This is a genomic window from Bacteroides sp. (assembly GCA_036351255.1).
Taxonomy (GTDB): Bacteria; Bacteroidota; Bacteroidia; order Bacteroidales; family UBA7960; genus UBA7960.
On the sequence record JAZBOS010000028.1, the window covers coordinates 35855 to 55474 of the forward strand.

12 protein-coding genes are annotated in these 19620 nt (G+C 50.9%); 3 read left to right on the forward strand and 9 right to left on the reverse strand.

The window, feature by feature from the left end:
- Positions 1 to 2 precede the first annotated feature (2 nt).
- Positions 3 to 1121 carry an AI-2E family transporter gene (locus V2I46_02640; GenBank protein ID MEE4176387.1) on the reverse strand — a complete coding sequence of 373 codons (1119 nt, stop codon included), beginning with the start codon at positions 1119 to 1121 and terminating at the stop codon, positions 3 to 5.
- Positions 1122 to 1146: 25 nt separating this feature from the next.
- On the reverse strand, positions 1147 to 2802 hold the full coding sequence (locus V2I46_02645; protein ID MEE4176388.1) for an amidase: 1656 nt from the start codon (positions 2800 to 2802) through the stop codon (positions 1147 to 1149).
- 139 nt (positions 2803 to 2941) lie between these two features.
- On the opposite strand from V2I46_02645, the gene V2I46_02650 reads away from it, so the two are divergent.
- Both V2I46_02650 and V2I46_02655 read left to right on the forward strand, forming a co-directional pair.
- Positions 2942 to 4759: a hypothetical protein gene (locus V2I46_02650; GenBank protein MEE4176389.1), complete on the forward strand. Its 1818-nt coding sequence runs from the start codon at positions 2942 to 2944 to the stop codon at positions 4757 to 4759.
- A gap of 39 nt (positions 4760 to 4798) precedes the next feature.
- On the forward strand, positions 4799 to 5536 hold the full coding sequence (locus tag V2I46_02655) for a glycoside hydrolase family 2 protein (protein MEE4176390.1): 738 nt from the start codon (positions 4799 to 4801) through the stop codon (positions 5534 to 5536).
- Positions 5537 to 6127: 591 nt separating this feature from the next.
- On the opposite strand, the gene V2I46_02660 is transcribed toward V2I46_02655, so the two are convergent.
- The 5 genes from V2I46_02660 to V2I46_02680 form a co-directional block, all read right to left on the reverse strand.
- Positions 6128 to 8752: a DUF5916 domain-containing protein gene (locus tag V2I46_02660; protein ID MEE4176391.1), complete on the reverse strand. Its 2625-nt coding sequence runs from the start codon at positions 8750 to 8752 to the stop codon at positions 6128 to 6130.
- Between the two features lie 185 nt (positions 8753 to 8937).
- On the reverse strand, positions 8938 to 10119 hold the full coding sequence (locus V2I46_02665; protein ID MEE4176392.1) for a TolC family protein: 1182 nt from the start codon (positions 10117 to 10119) through the stop codon (positions 8938 to 8940).
- Positions 10116 to 13217 (reverse strand): efflux RND transporter permease subunit, encoded by a 3102-nt coding sequence (locus V2I46_02670; protein ID MEE4176393.1) that lies wholly within the window; start codon positions 13215 to 13217, stop codon positions 10116 to 10118. Before V2I46_02670 ends, V2I46_02665 begins: the two co-directional genes overlap by 4 nt.
- 12 nt (positions 13218 to 13229) lie before the next feature.
- On the reverse strand, positions 13230 to 14729 hold the full coding sequence (locus tag V2I46_02675; GenBank protein ID MEE4176394.1) for an efflux RND transporter periplasmic adaptor subunit: 1500 nt from the start codon (positions 14727 to 14729) through the stop codon (positions 13230 to 13232).
- Positions 14730 to 14824: 95 nt separating this feature from the next.
- Positions 14825 to 15109 (reverse strand): hypothetical protein, encoded by a 285-nt coding sequence (locus V2I46_02680; GenBank protein ID MEE4176395.1) that lies wholly within the window; start codon positions 15107 to 15109, stop codon positions 14825 to 14827.
- A 293-nt stretch (positions 15110 to 15402) separates the two neighbouring features.
- Between V2I46_02680 and V2I46_02685 the strand changes: the two genes are divergently transcribed.
- Entirely contained in the window at positions 15403 to 15702 is a 300-nt protein-coding gene (locus V2I46_02685) for a hypothetical protein (protein MEE4176396.1), read from the forward strand.
- A 60-nt stretch (positions 15703 to 15762) separates the two neighbouring features.
- Here V2I46_02685 and V2I46_02690 read toward each other — a convergent pair whose 3' ends face one another.
- Positions 15763 to 17868, reverse strand: coding sequence for a M3 family metallopeptidase (locus V2I46_02690; GenBank protein ID MEE4176397.1), 2106 nt, complete (start codon positions 17866 to 17868; stop codon positions 15763 to 15765).
- Positions 17869 to 17990: 122 nt separating this feature from the next.
- Positions 17991 to 19487: a sodium-dependent transporter gene (locus tag V2I46_02695; protein MEE4176398.1), complete on the reverse strand. Its 1497-nt coding sequence runs from the start codon at positions 19485 to 19487 to the stop codon at positions 17991 to 17993.
- Between the last annotated feature and the right edge of the window lie 133 nt (positions 19488 to 19620).

The window sequence follows — 19620 nt, forward strand, 5'->3', positions numbered from 1 at the left end:
ATTCAGACCTTAAAACGGCCCTTAACCCTCGAAATCCTGTCCTTCATCGAGCGTTTGTCTTTCCTGTCTTTCGCTGCCCTGGTATCACCAAGGAGAAAGCCATAGGGCTCCATTCCAGGAATCTCATCAAAAATGACCTTCAGGACAGCCATACCGGGAATAAAAAGAATCATTCCGGTAAATCCCCAGATGAAATTGCCCACAAACAAAGCCACAATGGTCATAAAGGGATTCATTGAGACCCTGCCGCCCACGATTTTGGGGGTGAAAAAATTTCCTTCGGCCTGCTGGATAATGTAAAAGGACAGGAAAACCCCTACTGGATACCACAGGGAATCTTTTGTAAGCAAGGCAAATAAAATAGGAAGCGTCGAGCCAATCAGGGGTCCTACATAAGGAATCACGTTTAGCATGGCAGCAAAAAGGGCAAACATCAAGGCATGCCTGATGCCCAATAATAACAGGGCGATGGTGTTAAGCGTGGCAAGAATTAGGATTACGATGAACATCCCCACGATATAGTTCTGAACCACCTTCTTGATCTTTTCCGTTGCATTTTTGACCTTATCCCGGTGCTTATCAGCGAAAGCCATCATCAGGAACTCGATGAGGAAATGCCTGAAATAAAGAAAAAGAAAAATATAAATTGGCAGGATGAACAAGATGGTCAGGGAAGATGCCGTGTTAATAGCTCCTTGGGTAATGGAAGAAATATTATCACTTAAATACTGAAAGAAATTGTCTTTAAGGCTGTCAATGGAAATGGGAACCAAACCCTCAATATGTTTTTCCACAAACCCATTGACCTGTTCTATCAATTGACCAACCCGCTGCTCGATGGCACCCAGGTCAGACCCAAAGCTGATCAGCTGGTTGTATATGACATAAATCAGGCCGGAAAGAAGAATCAGCAAAACCAATAGACTCAGGATGGCAGCAATCGCCTTGGGAATTCTTTTCCGTTCAAACCATCCCGTAAGGGGGCTAACCAGCACGGCCAAAAGACCTGATATTAGCAGGGGCACCAGGACAGATTTTGCCTCAATCATCACGAAGACCGTCAGCACGATGCCCAATAGCACCAGGGTCAGTTTGGCATATAGAGGGAGTTTAACTTCCATAGGATGAAATTATTAGGGATCCAAACTACTTAAATAAAGGAGGATGCTTTTGATGATGGCCTGAATAATCCTGCCATGCTGAAGCCAGAGTCACTAGTTTTCCCTCTTCAAAAAGATTGCCGATGAAAGAAATGCTGGTAGGGCTGCCACTGGCATTGAAGCCATTGGGCGCCACCAGGCAGGGATTGCCTGTCAGGTTGGTCACCAGCAACTGGCTTCCTCCGTAAGAAGGCGTAACAATAACATCATATTCCTTCATCAGGGCATAGACTTCCTCCACCAAAATCTTCCGCAACCTGTTGGCATTAATGTACTCTACCGCCGGGGGGAAGCGCGCCACACGGAAAGTATTGGGCCAGGCATTAGCTCCCTGGGCCACCAGCAGGCTGTCGCGCCCGCTAACGGTAAGTTCGTCAAAGGCAGCAGCAGCTTCTGCCGTCAGGATAATCCTGAGGGCCGACACCGGAACGGAAAAGTCCCATTCCACCTCTTCCAGTTCGATGCCCATCTGCTGAAGGTCGGCCAGCACCTGCTGATCATTTTCCTTGCCGGGATAGGTTTCATCAAAAAACGCCTTGATATAACCCACCTTGAAGTTTGATAAATCTGCCCGCGGGGGCACATCATAAGCTGCGTCAACGGTTGTAACATCCCCGCGGTCTTTGCCTGCGATGGCTTCCAATACAATGGCACAATCATACGCGCTACGGGCAATGGGCCCTATCTTGTCCATGCTCCAGCTCAGGGCCATGGCACCATCACGGCTCACCCGCCCGAAGGTGGGCCGCAAGCCTGTCGTGCCGCAGCGTGTGGAAGGTGAAACAATGCTCCCAAGGGTTTCCGTGCCTATGGCAAAAGGCAAAAGGCCTGCCGAAACGGTTGAAGCGGCACCAGCGGAAGAGCCGCTGGAACCTTGCTCAAGATTCCAGGGGTTTTTGGTCACACCTCCAAACCAGATGTCGCCCATGGCCAGCGCACCCAAGGTCAGCTTGGCTACGAGGATTGCTCCGGCTTCATCCAGCTTACGAATCACTGTGGAAGTGTGTTCAATTTGCTGATCTTTATAGGGCATGGCACCCCAAGTGGTTTTATAGCCTTCCACGGCCAAAAGATCCTTGGCCCCATAAGGGATGCCGTGAAGCGGTCCACGATAGCGACCCATCGCCAGCTCGCGGTCAGCGTGCCGGGCCTGTGCCAGGGCCGTCTCACTGGTGAGGCTCACCACGGCTTCAAGCGTGTCACCATATTGCTCCAGCCTTTCAATGAAAAATTGAGTCAATTCTTCTGAACTGATCTTACGGCTGTAAATCAGCGAAGCCAACTCAGGAATGGAATAAAACGCCAGCTCATTTCTGTCAGCAGGAAGGGGAATATCTTCAGGAATATCCCATTGGATGGCCCCCCGTGGGATCGGGGGCTGGTATCCTGCAGGAAGGGGATCAAATACCAGTGCGGGGGCTACTGCATTGTTCAACTCAAACGACCGGATCTCCTCATAGGCGTTCCGGTTCATTTCCAGACTGCGGATCATCATCTCATGCTGGTCACTTTTGAATTCAAGGCCAATAAGCCTCCCAGCCTGCTCTACCAATGCAGCCGTGATGGAATGATCGACCCGGGCAGCGGCAAAACCAAAAAAGAAGGCCGTCAACAGCAACAGGGGTAATACTTTACGCTTCATATCAGTAGGTTTGGTTCAGGGGGCTAATTTAATGAATTATGGCTGAATAATTTGACCTGTGGCTTCCGGATTTCATTTTATGGGCTAATTTTGAGAAAAATTATCCCGGAGGGCAAGCCTCCGGCTCAAACCATATCCCATGAGACGCTTTTCAATCCAAAACCTGAACCTGTTGATCATAGCTATCCTTTCTCTGGCATCCTGCTCACAACCCGAAAAAGGCACAATGCTTCTGACCGAAAACTGGCAATTCCGCCAGGCAGGCGATGATACCTGGCTCGAGGCCAGGGTCCCGGGAACAATACACGATGACCTGCTCAATCACAACCTTATTCCCAATCCTTTTATTGGATATAACGAGGACCAGGTGCAGTGGGTCGAAAAAGAAGACTGGGAATACCTTACCCACTTCCGTGTTCCGGGATCCTTGCTGGATGAGGATGTGATCGTCCTTGAATTTGAAGGCCTCGACACCTATGCCGATGTTTACCTGAACGGAGAGATGATTCTCGAAGCTGATAATATGTTCCTGGGCTGGGAGGTCAATGTAAAAGGCCATCTTAAAAGCGGTGAGAACGAATTGAGGATCTATTTTCACTCGCCGGTGAAAAGGGGCCTGGAAAAGCAGAAGCAACTTGATTACCTACTTCCGGCCGATAATGAACAAGCCCCTCCCGAAGAACGAACCGTGGTCTTCACTCGCAAGGCGCCCTTTCATTACGGCTGGGACTGGGGACCGAGGCTGGTCACAAGTGGAATCTGGCGTCCGGTGAGCCTGAAAGCCTGGAGCCACGGCCGCATTACGGAGCCCTACCTTTATACCGAAAACCTGGAAGAGAACCTTGCAACGCTAAAAATGAAAATGGTCCTCGAACTGAGCCAGGGCGGCGACTATACCCTGATCACCCGGATGGATAGACAGGAAGTGGCCCGCCTGCCTCTGCCTGGGATGCGCGAAGGAGCCTTTCCTGTTGACCAAACCATCCCGGTAACGAACCCGAAACTTTGGTGGAGCAACGGGAAGGGCGAGCCCTATTTGTACCCTGTGGAGTTTATCCTGGAAAAGGATGGCAAAACTGTTGATACATTCCAACTTGACTTTGGCATCCGAACCCTGCGCCTGGTGCAGGAGCCTGACGAAGTTGGACACAGTTTTTATTTTGAGCTGAACGGGGTTCCGGTATTTATGAAAGGCGCCAATGTGATCCCTTCTGAGACGCTAACACCAAGACTGACGAGAGAAAGCTACGAACACCTGATCGGCGATGCCGTGGCCGCTCATATGAATATGGTCCGCGTTTGGGGTGGAGCCGTTTACCCGGATAATGAATTCTACCAGGTTTGTGACGAGAACGGGATTCTCGTATGGCAAGACTTTATGTTTGCCTGCGCCCTGCAACCCGGTGATGAGGCCCATCTCGAAAACATCCGAAAAGAAGCCGAATACAATGTGAAACGCCTTCGCAACCACGCCAGCCTGGCCCTTTGGTGCGGCAACAACGAAAATCTGCACGGCTGGCATCACTGGGGCTGGAATGAGGCTTACAGCCCCGAGATGACCGATTTCCTCTGGCGCACCTACGAAAAGATCTTTTATGAGATTCTTGCAGAGGCCGTCTGGAAATATGATCCCAAGACCCACTACCACTCCTCATCTCCTTCCTCGGTGGGCAATACGCTGGCCGACCGCCGCTCGGGCGACGAACACGACTGGACCGTTTATTTCCAGCAGGCACTCTTCAGCAATTATGAGAAAAACGTGCCCCGCTTTGTCAGCGAATATGGGATTCAGTCCTTCCCTGCCTTGGAGACCATCCGGTATTTTGCTGGTGATGATTCGCTTTACCTCGATGCCCCCATCCTGGACCATCGCCAGCGGAGCCGCATGGAATGGAAGGAACCCGGATTCAGCGGCAACCAGATGATGGAATGGTATGCTGAGCAATATTTTCCCTAGACTCAATCGTTTGAAGAACTGGCCTATGTCACCCAACTGGTGCAAGCTCTCGCTTACAAAACCGCCCTGGAGTCACACCGCAGACACATGCCCCACTGCATGGGCTCGCTCTACTGGCAGCTCAACGACTGCTGGCCCACGCAATCATGGTCGACGGTTGATTACTTCGGCCGCTGGAAGGCCAGTCACTACGCTGCCCGCAATGCCAATGAGGCCGTCATTGCAAGCATTGCACTGGAAGAGGATGGTCTGAAGGTCTATGTGGTTTCTGATCTTTTACAAGCTGTTCCGGCAGAGCTTCAGTTGACTTTCATCACACCCGGGGGCGAGCGATTGAAAGAAGTTACCCTCGACCTGGATGTGCAACCCAATCAAAGCCAGGTGGCCTTTGAAACCAGCCTGCAAAGCCTTTTCAGCGAGCCTGTTAAGGAATGGATTCTCCACACCCATATCACCGGCGAGGGCATTGACCACGAGAACCACTATGCACCCTTCCTGCCAAAAGATATGGAGTTCCCGCCGGTTCGCCTTGATTACCGGGTAACGCGCGTGGATGGAGAATACGAGATTGAACTGCGATCCAAAGGTCTGATCCAGGGGCTTTCCATTGCCACCGAAACCGAAGGCATCCGCCTTTCGGATAACTTCTTTGACCTGTTGCCCGGCATCCCCAAGGTGATCAAAGTGCCCGGCAACAAATCACCCGGAACACTGAAGTTCACCAGTCTGAACAGCATCCGGGCCGGAGAGCCTCAGCAGGTCTTCGAAAAAGAATAAACCCGGAAAAGGCTGCCGAAAAACAGAACGGCAGTCTTGTTCATTTCCCCCTTCCCACTAAGGAACGCTATCCTTTTCCAGAGGTATTTATTCCTTCAACAGCAGCCAGGGTTCTCATTGAAAATAGTGTGACAATTGACCCCAAAGAGGGAGTTAAGTCGGGTTTTAGTCGGGTTTTAGTCGTTTTAAAACGACTAAAACCCGACCAAACCTATACCATGGTCCCTCTATCCAGCAACGAAATGGAATATCAAAAAGGCAGGATCATTCAATGGCAGCCCCGAATAAACCGGACCGCCCCTTTTCTTTCTATATCACACCAAAAAATAGGGTAGCAGAACCAACAGAATTACATTCAGGCCGACATTCCCAAAACCCTTTTGGCTGATTCTAACCTTTTTCTTTCCAAATTCTGTGTTTAACCGGTGTTTAACCGGTGTTTAACCGTTTAAAACCGGTTAAACACCGGTTAAACTATGGTTGAAGTAAGAAGATGCCATCTCTTAAAACAGAACTGGCTTTAAATGAAAAAGGCGGGAAATTCTGCTGAATCTCCCGCCAAGTATAAAAAGAATGCCAGGATGAACCGGATTATTTCATCCCGATCCGGTAGCTTAATTTGACCAGGAAAATGTTGGTACCCTTTTCTTTAAACAAATTTCTGGCATCGGGATAGAAGTCCATTTCTCCGTTATTATCAAACGCATTCCGGTTTTGACTCCACACCAGGAAAAGGGTTGATCCCGGGCTATACTCCCAGCGGATCACCAGGTTTGAGAGGAATTCACGAAAGTGAAAGTCTGGTTTTTCAAAACTGTAATCATAATCTCCTTCAAGGTCTTCGTTGATGTAATAATCGTCTTCATCCCAGGAAACCTGGGCAGGCAGGTATGCCTGGTAGCGGTCGTGGAAATCTTTTGCCTGGGGGTTGGTAATATATTTAAAATCAGTGTACTTTCCTGCGGCAACAAAAGGTTGACCCCAATACTGGATGGTAAGATCGGGAAGAATGGTAAAGTTAACCCTGAACGAAAGGCTTGCCACCTGCTGGTTAATGGTGGCATAGACGTACCTTGACTGACTGTTGAAATCCAATTCATTTACGTATTGCAGGTTTTCAAAACCATCGTAAAAATAAGGGTTCAGCGAAAAGCTCACATTATCAAAAGGCTTGTAGGTAAGGTATGGTGAAAAATTCAGATGCCGCTGGTATTTTTCCGCTGCAAAAGCCAGGCTGTTGTTGAAACCCACATACCATTTCTTCCTGTTATCAGTTCTCAGGCCGACCCATATATTACCGGCATTGGGAAGCTTTAAGGAAGGGCCGCCACGCAAATGATTCATGGAGACGATGTCGTGGCTGTATTCGCCGCCGGCACTGAACTGCCAGTAATTTTTAAAGAGGATATTTCCATTGGGGTTCAGAGCCAGGGCAATACGTTCTCCGGCAAAATTCCAGCCCCCATAAACAGAAAGGTTCAGGCTGTATGACTGATAAAAACTACCGGGTTCCCATTGGCGGAAACCAGCATAGACGATGGGGATGATCTGGTCGGCTTCGCGCATATAACCCAGGTCGTTGATCTCAAATTCAGGGGATTTCCATACCACGGCAGCCATATAAATCCAGTGTCCCCCGCCCAGGCGAAGGAATTGCATTCGCCCGCCGGATCCTGTGAGGGAAGTCCGGCTGGGATCAAGACTGACATGGCTGGCATCGGGACGCTGGAAATAACGGGCAGAAGAGCGCTGGGTTTCCAGGATGGCCTCTTCATCGCCTTCCACGTGGCTCATAGCCAGATTGACGTTAAACATCCAAGACTTTTCCTTAAAATACTGGGTAAAATCAAATCCCCCGGAATAAGCTTCACGATGCATCTGGGTTTCAAGATTGCTATCGAGTTTCCGGTGGACACCGGTAAGGATGGCCCCGAAAATGGTGTTCCCTTCATTGGTTTCTTTCTGCAGGCGCCCAACAAAGAAATTGGACAGGGGTTCAACGGTTTCCTCCGTGCGCTGGCCATTGACATCAATGGCAGCGGTTTCTTCAGCTGTTACAGATTCAATAAAGGCTATGGAAAGCCCCCGGTCGTTCCTGCCGGTGACTTTGGCGGCACCCAGGATACGCGTAAAGGGCGGGCGATCGACATAAGCATCGCCATTGACACTGACATCTCCCTGGGGCCTGCGGCCTATGCGGCGCGAATAAAACAGGTTATCGTTGCCCAGTCCTCCATCCCCGATACCCAGGGAGAAATTGGAAATGTTACGTCCTTCAATGAAGAAAGGCCTTTTCTCTTCAAAGAAAGTCTCATAGGCAGAGAGGTTCACTTGCGAAGGGTCAGCTTCCACCTGTCCGAAGTCGGGGTTCAGGGTCAAGTCCATCGTGAAGTTATTGGTAATGCCCACTTTGGCATCAAGGCCTGCTTTCAGCTGGCTGTCTTTACCGGTAGAAAAGGGGTTGTCCTCCTCGGCAGGATAGCGGGAAGCAGATGCCACTGTATAGGGAGTAACATCAAGGGTTTTGCGGGGTTCGAGGTTCTCAAGGCCCTTCAGCAGCCCGCAATGCCTGACCAAACCGGGTGCATCTTTGGGGATATGGTTCCAGAAATCCAATTCCTTATGCCGGTGAATGCTTCTGAAAACCTGGAGTCCCCATGTTCCATTACCGTCCTCCTCAAAACGGACCTGGCTCAGCGGAATTCGCATCTCGGCCACCCAGCCCCCGGAATTTATGCTGGTCTTCACCCACCAGTTGGGATCCCAGGTCCTATCCTCATTTTCACCGTCATTGCTCAGGATCCAGTCATACTTCACCCCACTGGCGGTCACCCCGAAAACAAACGCAGTACGCTGGTCGAAATAGCTGTCGAAAGCAATCCCTACCCCGTCGCCATCCTCGCTGTCGCGGCGAGTAAGCCGTTTCACTATGCTATCAGGGCTGGCATCGTAGGCCCTGATGGCAACATAGAGGTTGTCATTATCAAACAATATTTGGAACCCGGTAGGTTGAGAAACCTCTCCTCCATTATAGGGTTCATACTGCGTAAAACCCCCTTCCCATACCCCCTGTTGCCAGGCTTCCTCTTCGAGGATGCCGTCAATAACAGGGGCAACGCCAGTTAAACGGGTCGCACGGTATTCCTTCTTGCTGCCATTCTGGGAAAACCCATGAAGGGTCGTTGCACAAAGAAGAAGCACGATGATTGTTCTCATAAAAGTTGCTTGGATAAATGGTTCACTTGTTTTTAAACTAAAAGAACATCAACTATTGAACCATTTTCAATACACACTTATAAATGAAGATATTAAACAATCATATAATAACACACTGGGATCCAGAATGTGCGATTTTGAACAGTAAATGTTCAAATGTGAACGTACCCCTGCATGCTAATCCTTCACTGAACAAAATGCTCCATGGTAGCCAATACCATATGGAGCTGACGGTCCGTTTCGAGCGAAAGGTTCACCGTTTCATAATAAAATCCAAGCTCAAGCAGGTAGTCGATCAGGGAAATCTGTCCCGCTTCAAGGGCTTTCATCAGGAGCTCAGAATGATTGAAAACATTGAGATTATCATGATAGTTTAGCGAGGCTTCCCGAAGGGATTTTGCCTGTTCGTAAAGGCTTCTGTAGCGGCCCAAATACCTTACCCTTAGGTCTTGCTGTTGTTGCTCAATAGCCAGGGTTTGCAGGCGGGCTTGCTTAATGGAATTTTTGTTCTCCCACAGGGGAATTGAAAGGCCCATGCCAAAACCTGAAAAACGCTCGGTGGGCAGAGCTTCCATCATGTACCCCGCAGTGATGCCCGGCCAGTAACTTGAACGGGCCAGGCGCTCTTCCTGCCGGCTGATGGTGACCTCCTGCCCGGCCATACGCAGCACAGGGTTTTGCTGAAATCCGGTTTCAACCAAATCCTGGAAATCTTCCGGAATAACCGCTGCCGGGAATTCCTCGAGGGTGAAAGCAATAGCCTGGCCGCCATTGAGGACCTGCAGTTCATCAAGCATTGTCTTTAATTCAATCTGGTTAAGCTCGGCTGCTTTCTCAGCGTTAAACAGGTTGATCTGGGCCTTGTTGTAATCCAGGATGTTGGCCTCACCTGCATCCAGCATGGCCTGGTAAGCCTTAGCAATATCCCTTGCGTGCTGCAGCCGTTTCTCCAGTTCCCTGCCCAGGGCATGGTAATAGATCAGGTCAACCACAAGGTGATGGGCTTCCAGCAGGATTTGCTCCCGGTAAATGAGGTACTGATAATCAAGCTGCTGGTTTTTAGCCACCGAGAGCTGGTTTCGCCTACCCAGCAGGGTAGACAGATCAAGGGGCTGCATCAGATGGAAGTTCGTCCGCCGGATGTTTTCGCTTGAGTTATTTAGCAGGTAAAGATCCACCTGGGGATCAGCAAGAAAGATGCCTGTTCGGTTGGCCACCCTGGAAGCCTCCAACTGGTCGCGGATGGCTGCCAGGGTAGTATTGTTAGTTTCCACTTCCTGCAAAATGGCATCAACGGGCCCCTGGGCCCTAAGCATCACAGACTGCAGGGAAAAGAACAAGAAAATAAGACCTATTAAATGTTTCATAACTCCTTTTCATTTTTAATGGTACGCTCGCGCATCAGGCTGAACACCACCGGGACCACATAAATATTCAACAGGGTTGAAGTGAGCAATCCACCGAGGATCACCTTGGCCATGGGACTCTGGATCTCATTGCCCGAGAGGTGCCCCTGCAAGGCCAGGGGGATGAGAGCCAGGGCTGCAGTGAGGGCTGTCATCAGGATGGGGTTGAGGCGGTCGATGGAGCCGCGGATAACCGTTTCCTTCAGGGTAATGCCTTCCTCTAAAAGGTGCTGGTAACGAGAGACCAGCAAGATTCCGTTGCGGGTAGCGATACCGAAGAGGGTGATGAAGCCGATGATGGCCGGGATACTCAGGATGCCCGAGGTAAAAAAAATGGAGAATACCCCACCGATAAGTGCCAGCGGCAGGTTGATCAGGATGATGCCGGCAAGCCTCAGGTTGCGGAACTCCTGGTAGAGCAGCAGGAAGATTATAAAAATCGCCATTATTGACGTGAGCAGCAGGGTTTGCGAAGCCCTGGCTTCACTTTCGAACTGCCCGCCGTACTCAATGCGGTAGCCTTCGGGCAAATCAATGTGCTGACCGATTTCCTGCTGGATGTCTTTCACGGCGCCCAGCAAGTCCCTGCCAGCCACATTGGCTGATACCACCAGCTTGCGCTGCACGTTCTCACGGCTGATGGAACTGGGGCCTGTGGCAGATACGATTTCTGCCACCTGCTCAAGCGGTACCTTACGCCCATCGCGGTTGTCAATCAGGGCATTGCGGAAACCTTCCATCGTTTGGGTATAATCCTGGTTCAGCCTGACGATCAGGTCAAAACGCTGCTGTCCTTCGTAAATATCGCCCAGGCGCTCGCCCGAGAAAGCCAGCTCTACAAATTCGTTAAATTCACCGATGGTGATGCCATAATGTGCCAGCATCTCGCGATTGGCCCTGATCTGCAGCTGGGGAACTTCGACCTGTTGCTCAACGTTGACATCCACCAGTCCTTCGATGCCGTTGATGGCGGCTGCAATTTGGTTGCCAACATTATACATCCTGCCCAGGTCAGTGCCGAAGATCTTGATGGCGATGTTGGCGCTGGTGCCCGAGAGCATATGGTCGATGCGGTGGCCCAGAGGCTGCATCACCATATAGGCGATGCCGGGAATGCCCGACAAGCGTTCACGCACTTCGGCCTCAAGGGCTTCATTGCTGCGCCCATTGAGTTCATAATTGACATCGATCTCGGCGCTGTTGGCCGTCTGTGAATGTTCATCCAGCTCTCCCCTGCCCGTCCGCCGTGAAGTGCTGGTCACTTCCGGGATAGCAAGCAGTTCCTGCTCAATGAGGTTTCCGATCTCATTGCTTTGATCGAGGGAGGTTCCGGGCTGGCTCACTGCACCAATGGTCAGAGAACCTTCGTTAAACTCGGGCAGGAAGGACCGGCCCAGGGTGGAAAAGACCCCCAGGGAAATCAGGAAGAGTGCAATGGCTGAAATAAGCACTGCCTTCTTGTGCTTCAAAGCATATTGCAGAGAACCTTGATAGCCCTGGTTGAGGTTTCTTACCAGCCAGCGATCCTTTTCATACCTGGAAAGATAGCGATCATCGGATAACAGCAGCTTACACAGCAGAGGTATAAGGGTCATGGCTACGATCAGCGAGACAAAAAGGGCAACGATATAGGCTATCCCCAATGGTCTTAACATACGGCCTTCCATTCCCGAAAGGAAAAACAGGGGAATAAAGGCAACAATGATAATCAGCGTGGCATTGAGAATGGAGGCGCGAATCTCTTTGGAGGCTTCGAAGACTACCCTGAACTTTGACTGCTGTTCCCCGGCGGGCTTACGGAAATTTTCACGCAGCCTTTTGTAGACGTTCTCCACGTCAATGATGGCGTCATCCACCAGGGAGCCAATGGCAATAGCCATCCCACCGAGGCTCATGGTGTTGATACTAAGACCCAATGCATTGAGCACCAGTACGGCGCCCAGCAGCGACAAGGGAATGGCCAGCAGGGAAATGATGGTGGTGCGGAAACTTCCCAAGAAAAGGAAAAGGATGACGATTACAAAGACAGCCCCTTCCAGCAGTGCGTTCTGGACGTTCTTCACCGATTGCTCAATGAAGTCGGCCTGGCGGAAGATTGAGGTGTCGATCTCCACATCGGGGGGCAGGGTTTCCTGGATGGTGGCAATATTCTCCTCCAGTCTGCGGGTGAGGTTGAGGGTATTCACATTGGGCTGCTTCGATACGGAGATGATTACGGCGGGGCTGGCGTTCTTCGAGCCGTGGCCCATCTTCACGGAAGGGCCAATGACCACTTCGGCCACATCGCGCACCCGGATGGGCCTTCCGTTCTGCGAACGGATAAACGAATTGCTCAATTCTTCCAGATCATTGCTGCGGGCCAGACCCCTAACCACATATTCATTGCCGTGCTGGCGAAGCACACTACCGGTGGAGTTGTTGCTGAAGTCGCGGCAAACATCAGCCAGCTCATTCAGGGCGACATCGTAGAACTTTAGCCGCTGGGGATCGGCAAGCACCTGGTATTGTTTATAATCGCCCCCGATGATGGTCACCTGTGAAACCCCGCTGGTAGCCAGCAGGAGGGGTTTGATGATCCAGTCGGACAGGGTGCGCAGCTCCATCATGGAGGTACTATCGGCCTGGACGCTGATAAAAAGGATCTCGCCCATGACGCTCGACTGCGGGGCAAGGACAGGCTGGCTGACGCCAAAAGGCATTTCGGAAGCCACCGTAATCAATTTCTCGCTGACGATCTGCCGCGCCAGAAAGATGTCGGTACCCCAGTCGAACTCCACCCAGACAAAGGAAAAGCCCTGGGAAGAAGCCGATCGTACACGGCGCACGCCGGTAGCCCCGTTTACCGAAGTTTCGATGGGAAAAGTCACCAGGCGCTCCACTTCTTCAGCCGCCATCCCGTGGGCATCGGTCATTACCACCACCGTGGGTGCAGTAAGGTCGGGAAACACATCCACATCCATGCGGTTGGCGGTGTAAAGGCCCCAAACCAGAAGAATTGCTGCACCCAACAGAATAAGGAAACGATTATTTAGAGAAAACTTTATGATATGATCCAGCATAGGACTTCGATTTTAATGTACGTGACCGGCGTGAGGATCGAGTGCTGCAGACGACTGGGCCAGTTTTACCCACACAGCCCCGCGGCTTACCACGCGGTCTGTAATTTTCAGGCCTTCCAAAATTTCAGTACGAAGCCCATCGCTTGCACCGGGCCTGACTTCACGCTTCACAAACTGTTCAGGCGATTGCTGCACAAACACATAATAAGTGCCCTGTTCTTCGAGGACGGCATCTTGGGGAATGGTAATGACTTCCTGCTCGCTGCGTGCTACAAGAAAGAGCTCCACAAACCCGCCGGGAAGCAGCTCGCCGGTTTGGTTTACTTCCAGGTTTACAGGGATCAGAAAGTTGTCGTCATTGGTGGCCTGACCGACGGAAAGGATCTTGCCGCCAAGCTGTTCCAGCGAGAAGACCTTTTCCTGTCCTGGGAAACGAATATTTGCGCTGACCAGCGATTGCAAGTCTCGCACATAACGTTGTGAAACATCGGCATGCAGCACCAGCCGCTTGTTTTTCAGAATGCTGACCAGGGGCTGTCCGGTCTCCACATACTGTCCCTGCTGAACCCACACCTGCCTGATCACCCCGGAGTAAGGACTGGCCACCGACTGCCCTGCCTGGCTGAAATGACGACTGAGGTTATCATATACCAGCCTGGCGTTTTCAAAACTGGTCCTTGCCTGGAGCAGTTCTCGCTCTGAGACGATCTGATCGGCGGCCAGTTTTTCTGCCCTTTCCAAATCAAGTCGGGCCTGCTCATAAGTGTTGCTGGCCTCGGCCAGTCGGACGCCCATATTCTGGTCGGCGAGGTTCCCGGAAGAGATGCTCATCAGCGATTTTCCAGCGCTCACCCTCATACCCTCGGTCAGCACCCCTGAGCCAAACTGCACCAGACCGCTAGTCCTGGCAGGGATGATCACCTCATCGCCTTGGGCAGGCAACACCCGAGCCGAGGTTTTAATAACCTGGCCAAAGGCCTCCTGACGGGGAGATTCTGTGGCAAAGTTTACTTTCCACGACTGCTCTTTGGTGAACAGGATGGCATTGGGGTCTTGGATCACCATGCCTTCAGCTTTATGGATGGCGTCATGGGCGTCGTCGAACACCGTCACCTCCGGGACATCCAGGCGGTATTCCTCATCCTGGGTTTTAATCTCAAAGTACACCCGGGCTTTCCCGGCAAGCACAGGCTTTAGCTGGAAGGAATAAATGCCCTTCCTCACAGGCGTATCCAGAGTTTGCCGGATGCCTTCCCGACCTACCACCAGGTTCATTGTAATTACGGCATTTTCCAGGGGTTTGAAATCCTCCAGCCAGGTAAAGTGGGCATAGATCTCTGATGGCTGACCGACAACAAAGGGGGCCGCCTCGGCAAAGACCTCGAAGTACTCACTGTAGGCAGTCAAATAAAGGAAAACTTCATCGTGCGAATGTTCGTCGACGGCCTCATTGCGCTTGCAGGCAGGCAGCGTCAGGACCAGCAAAAACAGTAAAAAAAAGTTCTTGTACATCTTGGAATGATTTTTTAGCAAACAAGCAATAAAACATGGAAATCCGGGAAGCGCATGCCTCCAGAAAAGGATACTATCCCATAAAATCCAGGGCTTTAATGGGTGTGGACAGAATGATCATCGTGGCTGTGTGCCTCCCCTTCATGAATATGATCGTGATCACCGTCGCCTTCATGTTCTTGATTGCTTTCGTGTTCATCCGGCACAAAGCGCTCCTGCTCAGGGACTGGATGGGCATGGTCGTCATCGTGGTCGCTATCCATATTGTGCTCGTGGGTAGTGCCATCACCATGGGAATGGGAGTCATTGGGGGTAGTAGAACCGCCGCAGGCAGCGCAAAGCATGCCTAATAGGGTAAGGATAAAAAACAGATTTTTCATTGTGATTTCGTTTAAATGAGTTGAAATAATGGATTATCCGGAGGGCTCAGATGCCTCTCACGAAAAAACTGGATTCAAAACATTTAAACAATGGGGGGTGCGCGCAAACCCGGGGTTTGGGTTGCTCTGCAAGCAAGGATTGAGAAATCCGGTGGATGTTGTCGAAAGGGAAGTTGAAGGGAAAAATTGAAGGGAAAATTTGAATTGGGAATGAGCGGACACTGGAAACCTGCTGGGTATTTCAGTTCGGAGGGATGTCCGACAACTTCCAGATAATCCCTCAAACCATCAGGATGGAACATCACCATCTCATCGAGCACGCAACAGCCATCTTCTTTATCAACAGGCAGATCTGGGTCATGGCTACCATCGCATTCAACGGTATGGGTCATCTCACAAGCCGTACAATGCTCCATTTCAAAGCACACCATATCGCCGTGGTGATGGTGTGGAATCACAGCATGCACCAGGAGCAATACATTGGCCAGGGCGGCAAACAATATGGCAGGCAGGTGTTTGGACATATTAACCCATTCGTTGCAGCAAAAGTAATATTAAAGTTAGTGATTTCTTACAAAACTTTTGCAGAATAACTGGTTAAAAAAGGGCACCCCAAACGGAGCGCCCTTTTTATTCACATTATTCCGAAAAAATTAATCCAATCCTCTTTGCTTCAGCAGGCCATCAATAGTAGGCTCCTGCCCGCGGAAACGGACGTAAGCGTCCATACCCTCATAAAGGGAGTTCTTGGCGTGAACGTATTCACGGAAGCGTGCTGCCAGTTCAGGATTGAACAGGTCGCCGCTTTCTTTGAATGCATAGAAGGCATCGGCATCCAATACACCAGCCCAGAGGTATACATAGTAACCTGCGGCATAGCCCGTGCCATGGATGTGACCGAAGTTGGTAGTGCGGTAACGGGGAACGATCTCATCGATAAGACCAATACGATCCATGCTGGCCTTTTCAAAAGCATTCACATCGATGTCGCCGCTGTGGTCAGCTGTGTGCCAGTCCATATCGAGGATAGCAGCAGCAGTGTATTCCACATTGATGAAGCCCTGGTTAAAATGCTGGGCATTTCTCAGCTTCTGGATCAGTTCATCGGGCATCGGCTCGTTGGTTTCGTAATGACGGGCATATTCCTTAAGGACTTCAGGCTCGCCAGCCCAGTTTTCCATCACCTGTGAAGGCAACTCTACAAAGTCGCGCGGCACGCTGCGTGAGGTGCGGTCATATTGGCCATCAGCGAAGAAGTTGTGCAATGCATGCCCGAACTCATGGAAATAGGTTTCCACTTCATCCCAGCTCAGCAAAGCAGGTTTGTCGCCTGAGGGGCTGGAGAAGTTCATCACCATAGTGACCACAGGCGCAATGCGTTCGCCATCTTTATAGCTGCCCCTGCGGAAAGTACCGCACCAGGCGCCGCTGCGCTTGCTAGGCCGTGGATGGGGGTCGATGTAAAGCACTGCCAGGTGACTTCCGTCCTGATCTTTTACTTCAAAGGTTTCCACTTCCTCATGATAAACAGGTAGGTCCTCACGTTGGATGAACTCCAGGCCATAGAGCTGGTTGGCCACATAAAATACTCCGTCGCGAACATTGTCGATGGGCAAATAAGCCCTCAGTTCTTCCTCGTTCAGATCGTACTTTTCCTTGCGGACTTTCTCGGCATAATACCACCAGTCCCAGGATTCCAGTTCGAAATCGTCGCCTTCATGGTCAATAATGGCCTGCATGTCATCGCGTTCTTCCTTGGCGCGTTCCAGGGCAGGTTCCCAGACCTGGTAAAGGAAATTATAAACATTCTCAGGGGTTTCTGCCATGTTGATGTCGACGGCATATTGGGCATAGTTGTCAAAACCCAGGATTTTAGAGGCCTGCTGGCGCAGTTTCATCAGTTCGGCAAAAAGGGCCTTGTTGTCGTTTTCATTGTCGTTATTGCCACGCATGAAATATGCTGTGTAGATCTTTTCGCGCAGGTCGCGGCGCTCAGAGAAGGTCACGAAAGGAATCCAGCTGGGCTTGGAGAGGTCAAACATCCATGTGCCTGCCTGTCCTTCCCTTTCAGCTAATGCAGCAGCCCCATTGATCACATCCTGGGGCAGACCAGCCAGGTCTGCTTCGTCTTCAATGATCAATTTAAAACCATTGTTCTCTTTTAATGAATTTTCACTCAGTTGCAGGGAAATCATGCTCATACGCTCGTTCAGCTTCTTGAGCTCTTCACGCTGCGCTTCGGGCAGGGCGGCTCCACCGCGTTCGAAATCCTGATAGATCTTCTCAACCAGGCGCATATCCTCCAGATCAAGCTCAAGGGTTTCACGCTTATCATAAACGGCCTTGATGCGGCCAAAGAGGTCCTGGTTCATCCGGATCTCATTGCTGTGAGCCGTCAGCATAGGCGTGGTCTCACGGGCAATCTCCTGCAGCCTGTCGTTGGTGTTGGCACCACGGAGACCGCCAAACACGGCACCTACCTTACTCATCAACTCACCGGCCTGATCGTAGGCCACAATGGTGTTCTCGAAGGTAGGCTCCTCAGGATTGTTTATGATGGCATCAATCTCGGCTTTGTGTTGCTCAATAGCTTCCTCATAAGCCGGAAGGAAGTCCTCATTGTCGATCTGATCAAAAGGTGGTACCCCAAAAGGAGTATCCCACTCTGCAAAGAATGGATTCTCAACAGGTTTGGTTTGCTCTTTACAGCCTGACATAAGCATAAGGGCAGGAATTAATACTAAAAAAAACTTTCTCATGTGTTTTACGTTTTGGATTCTTTAAGGTTAATGGAAAAATATAATAGAATTATCGTCAGTTTAAATGAATCTTTAATTGCTGAATTTCAATGGTTAAGCATTGCAAAGATAGATTTTTTCTTTTACTCTGAATACAGCTTGCCGATATTCTTATTAAAAAGCAATAGTAAACCTATCACGATGCCCCACTGCAACAGCACCGTCATCAGGCTGAAGGTGTTGAGGGGGTTAAACCATTCGCCTGGTGCAAATTCTGTGATGGTCAGCCAAAGCCACCAGGAAAGCAGGATGACCCCAGCTGCCGGGACAAAGAATCGGATCAGGTATTCCCATCCCTTGCTCAGCGGCCAATCGCCGGGTGCCGTTTCTGTTTCCGCCCTCAGTTTGGCCAAGCCATATTTTGCCAGGAAAAGGGCAATGAATACCCCCGAAACCATTAGTCCCAGGCCCCAGACAAAGTCCTGATTGCTTAAAATATCAAGGCTCATGGCCGAAGGAATGCCCAGCAGGTAAACCACCACGGCCACAATCAACACCGCCTGCTTCCTCTTGATTCCCCTGTCAACCAGTGTCCTGGAAGCCAGCTCTAGCATGGAGATCAGCGAAGAAAATCCGGCAAAGGCCAGGCCGAGAAAGAAGAAGATGGACAGCAGCTTGCCGGCCCCCATCCGGGCAAAGAGTTGTGGCAACCAGATAAAGGTAAGCCCTGTGCTTGCCGGGCCGCTGGTCTGCATGACTCCCAGCACTTCGCTGTCGCTGTAACCATAGCCGTGCTGTAATACCGAGAAGACGGTTCCGAAGATCATGATGGCCATAATCAGCGAAATGAAGTTGTTGCCTAAACCGGTGATGAAGGCATTCTTCACCGTGCCGTGCCTGGCGTGCATGTAAGCAGCATAGGCAATAAACAGTCCCCAACCTGCACCTGTATCCCAGGCATTCTGCGTGAGTGCCTGCAGCCAAACTCCCGGGGTACTCAACTGCGACCAGTCCACACGGAAAAGATAAGCGATCCCCTTTCCAGAACCGGGCAGGGTTATGGCACGTATCACCGCAGCGAGAATGATCAGGATCAGCACCGGGATCAGGACTTTATTCACCCTTTCAATGGACCTGACCCCTTTAAAGATGGCCCAGGCACCAATGACTACTGCCGCAAAGTGCAGGACAAAGGGCCAGAGGCTGTTCTGAAAGGAATCCCACACCATGGTGGCTTCAGCAGTATTTCCAGGGAGTGGAAAGAAAAGCATCTGGAAGAAATAAAACATAGCCCAGCCTACGATCACGGCATAAAAGAAGGCAATGGCCGTGGCCACAAACACTACAAAGGCGCCCATCCAGGCATAGCGTTTGCCCATTCCCTTAACAAAAGAGCCCACGACGCCAAAGCGGTATTTGCGCCCGATGACATATTCGGCGATGATTAGGGGCACACTCCACAGGAAAAGGAAAATTACCCACGCCAGGATAAGGGCACCGGCTCCCTCATCGCCGCCGTTCTGGGCAGCGATGCGGGGGAAGCGCCAGATGTTGCCTGTACCTACGGCTATTCCAAGTGCACTGAGCAGCAGCCCTGCACGGCTGCTGAAGCGTTGCTGAACGGAACTATCGGCTGGCATACGATGGTGTTTTTAATTAGTCACGGCGTTCGGGCCTGCGATACCTGATGGGCGGAGCAGGCTCAGGCTTCAGTTCGATGCCTTCGGTTTCAATCAATTTCAGGGCTTCTTCCACGGCACGTTCCAGCTGGGG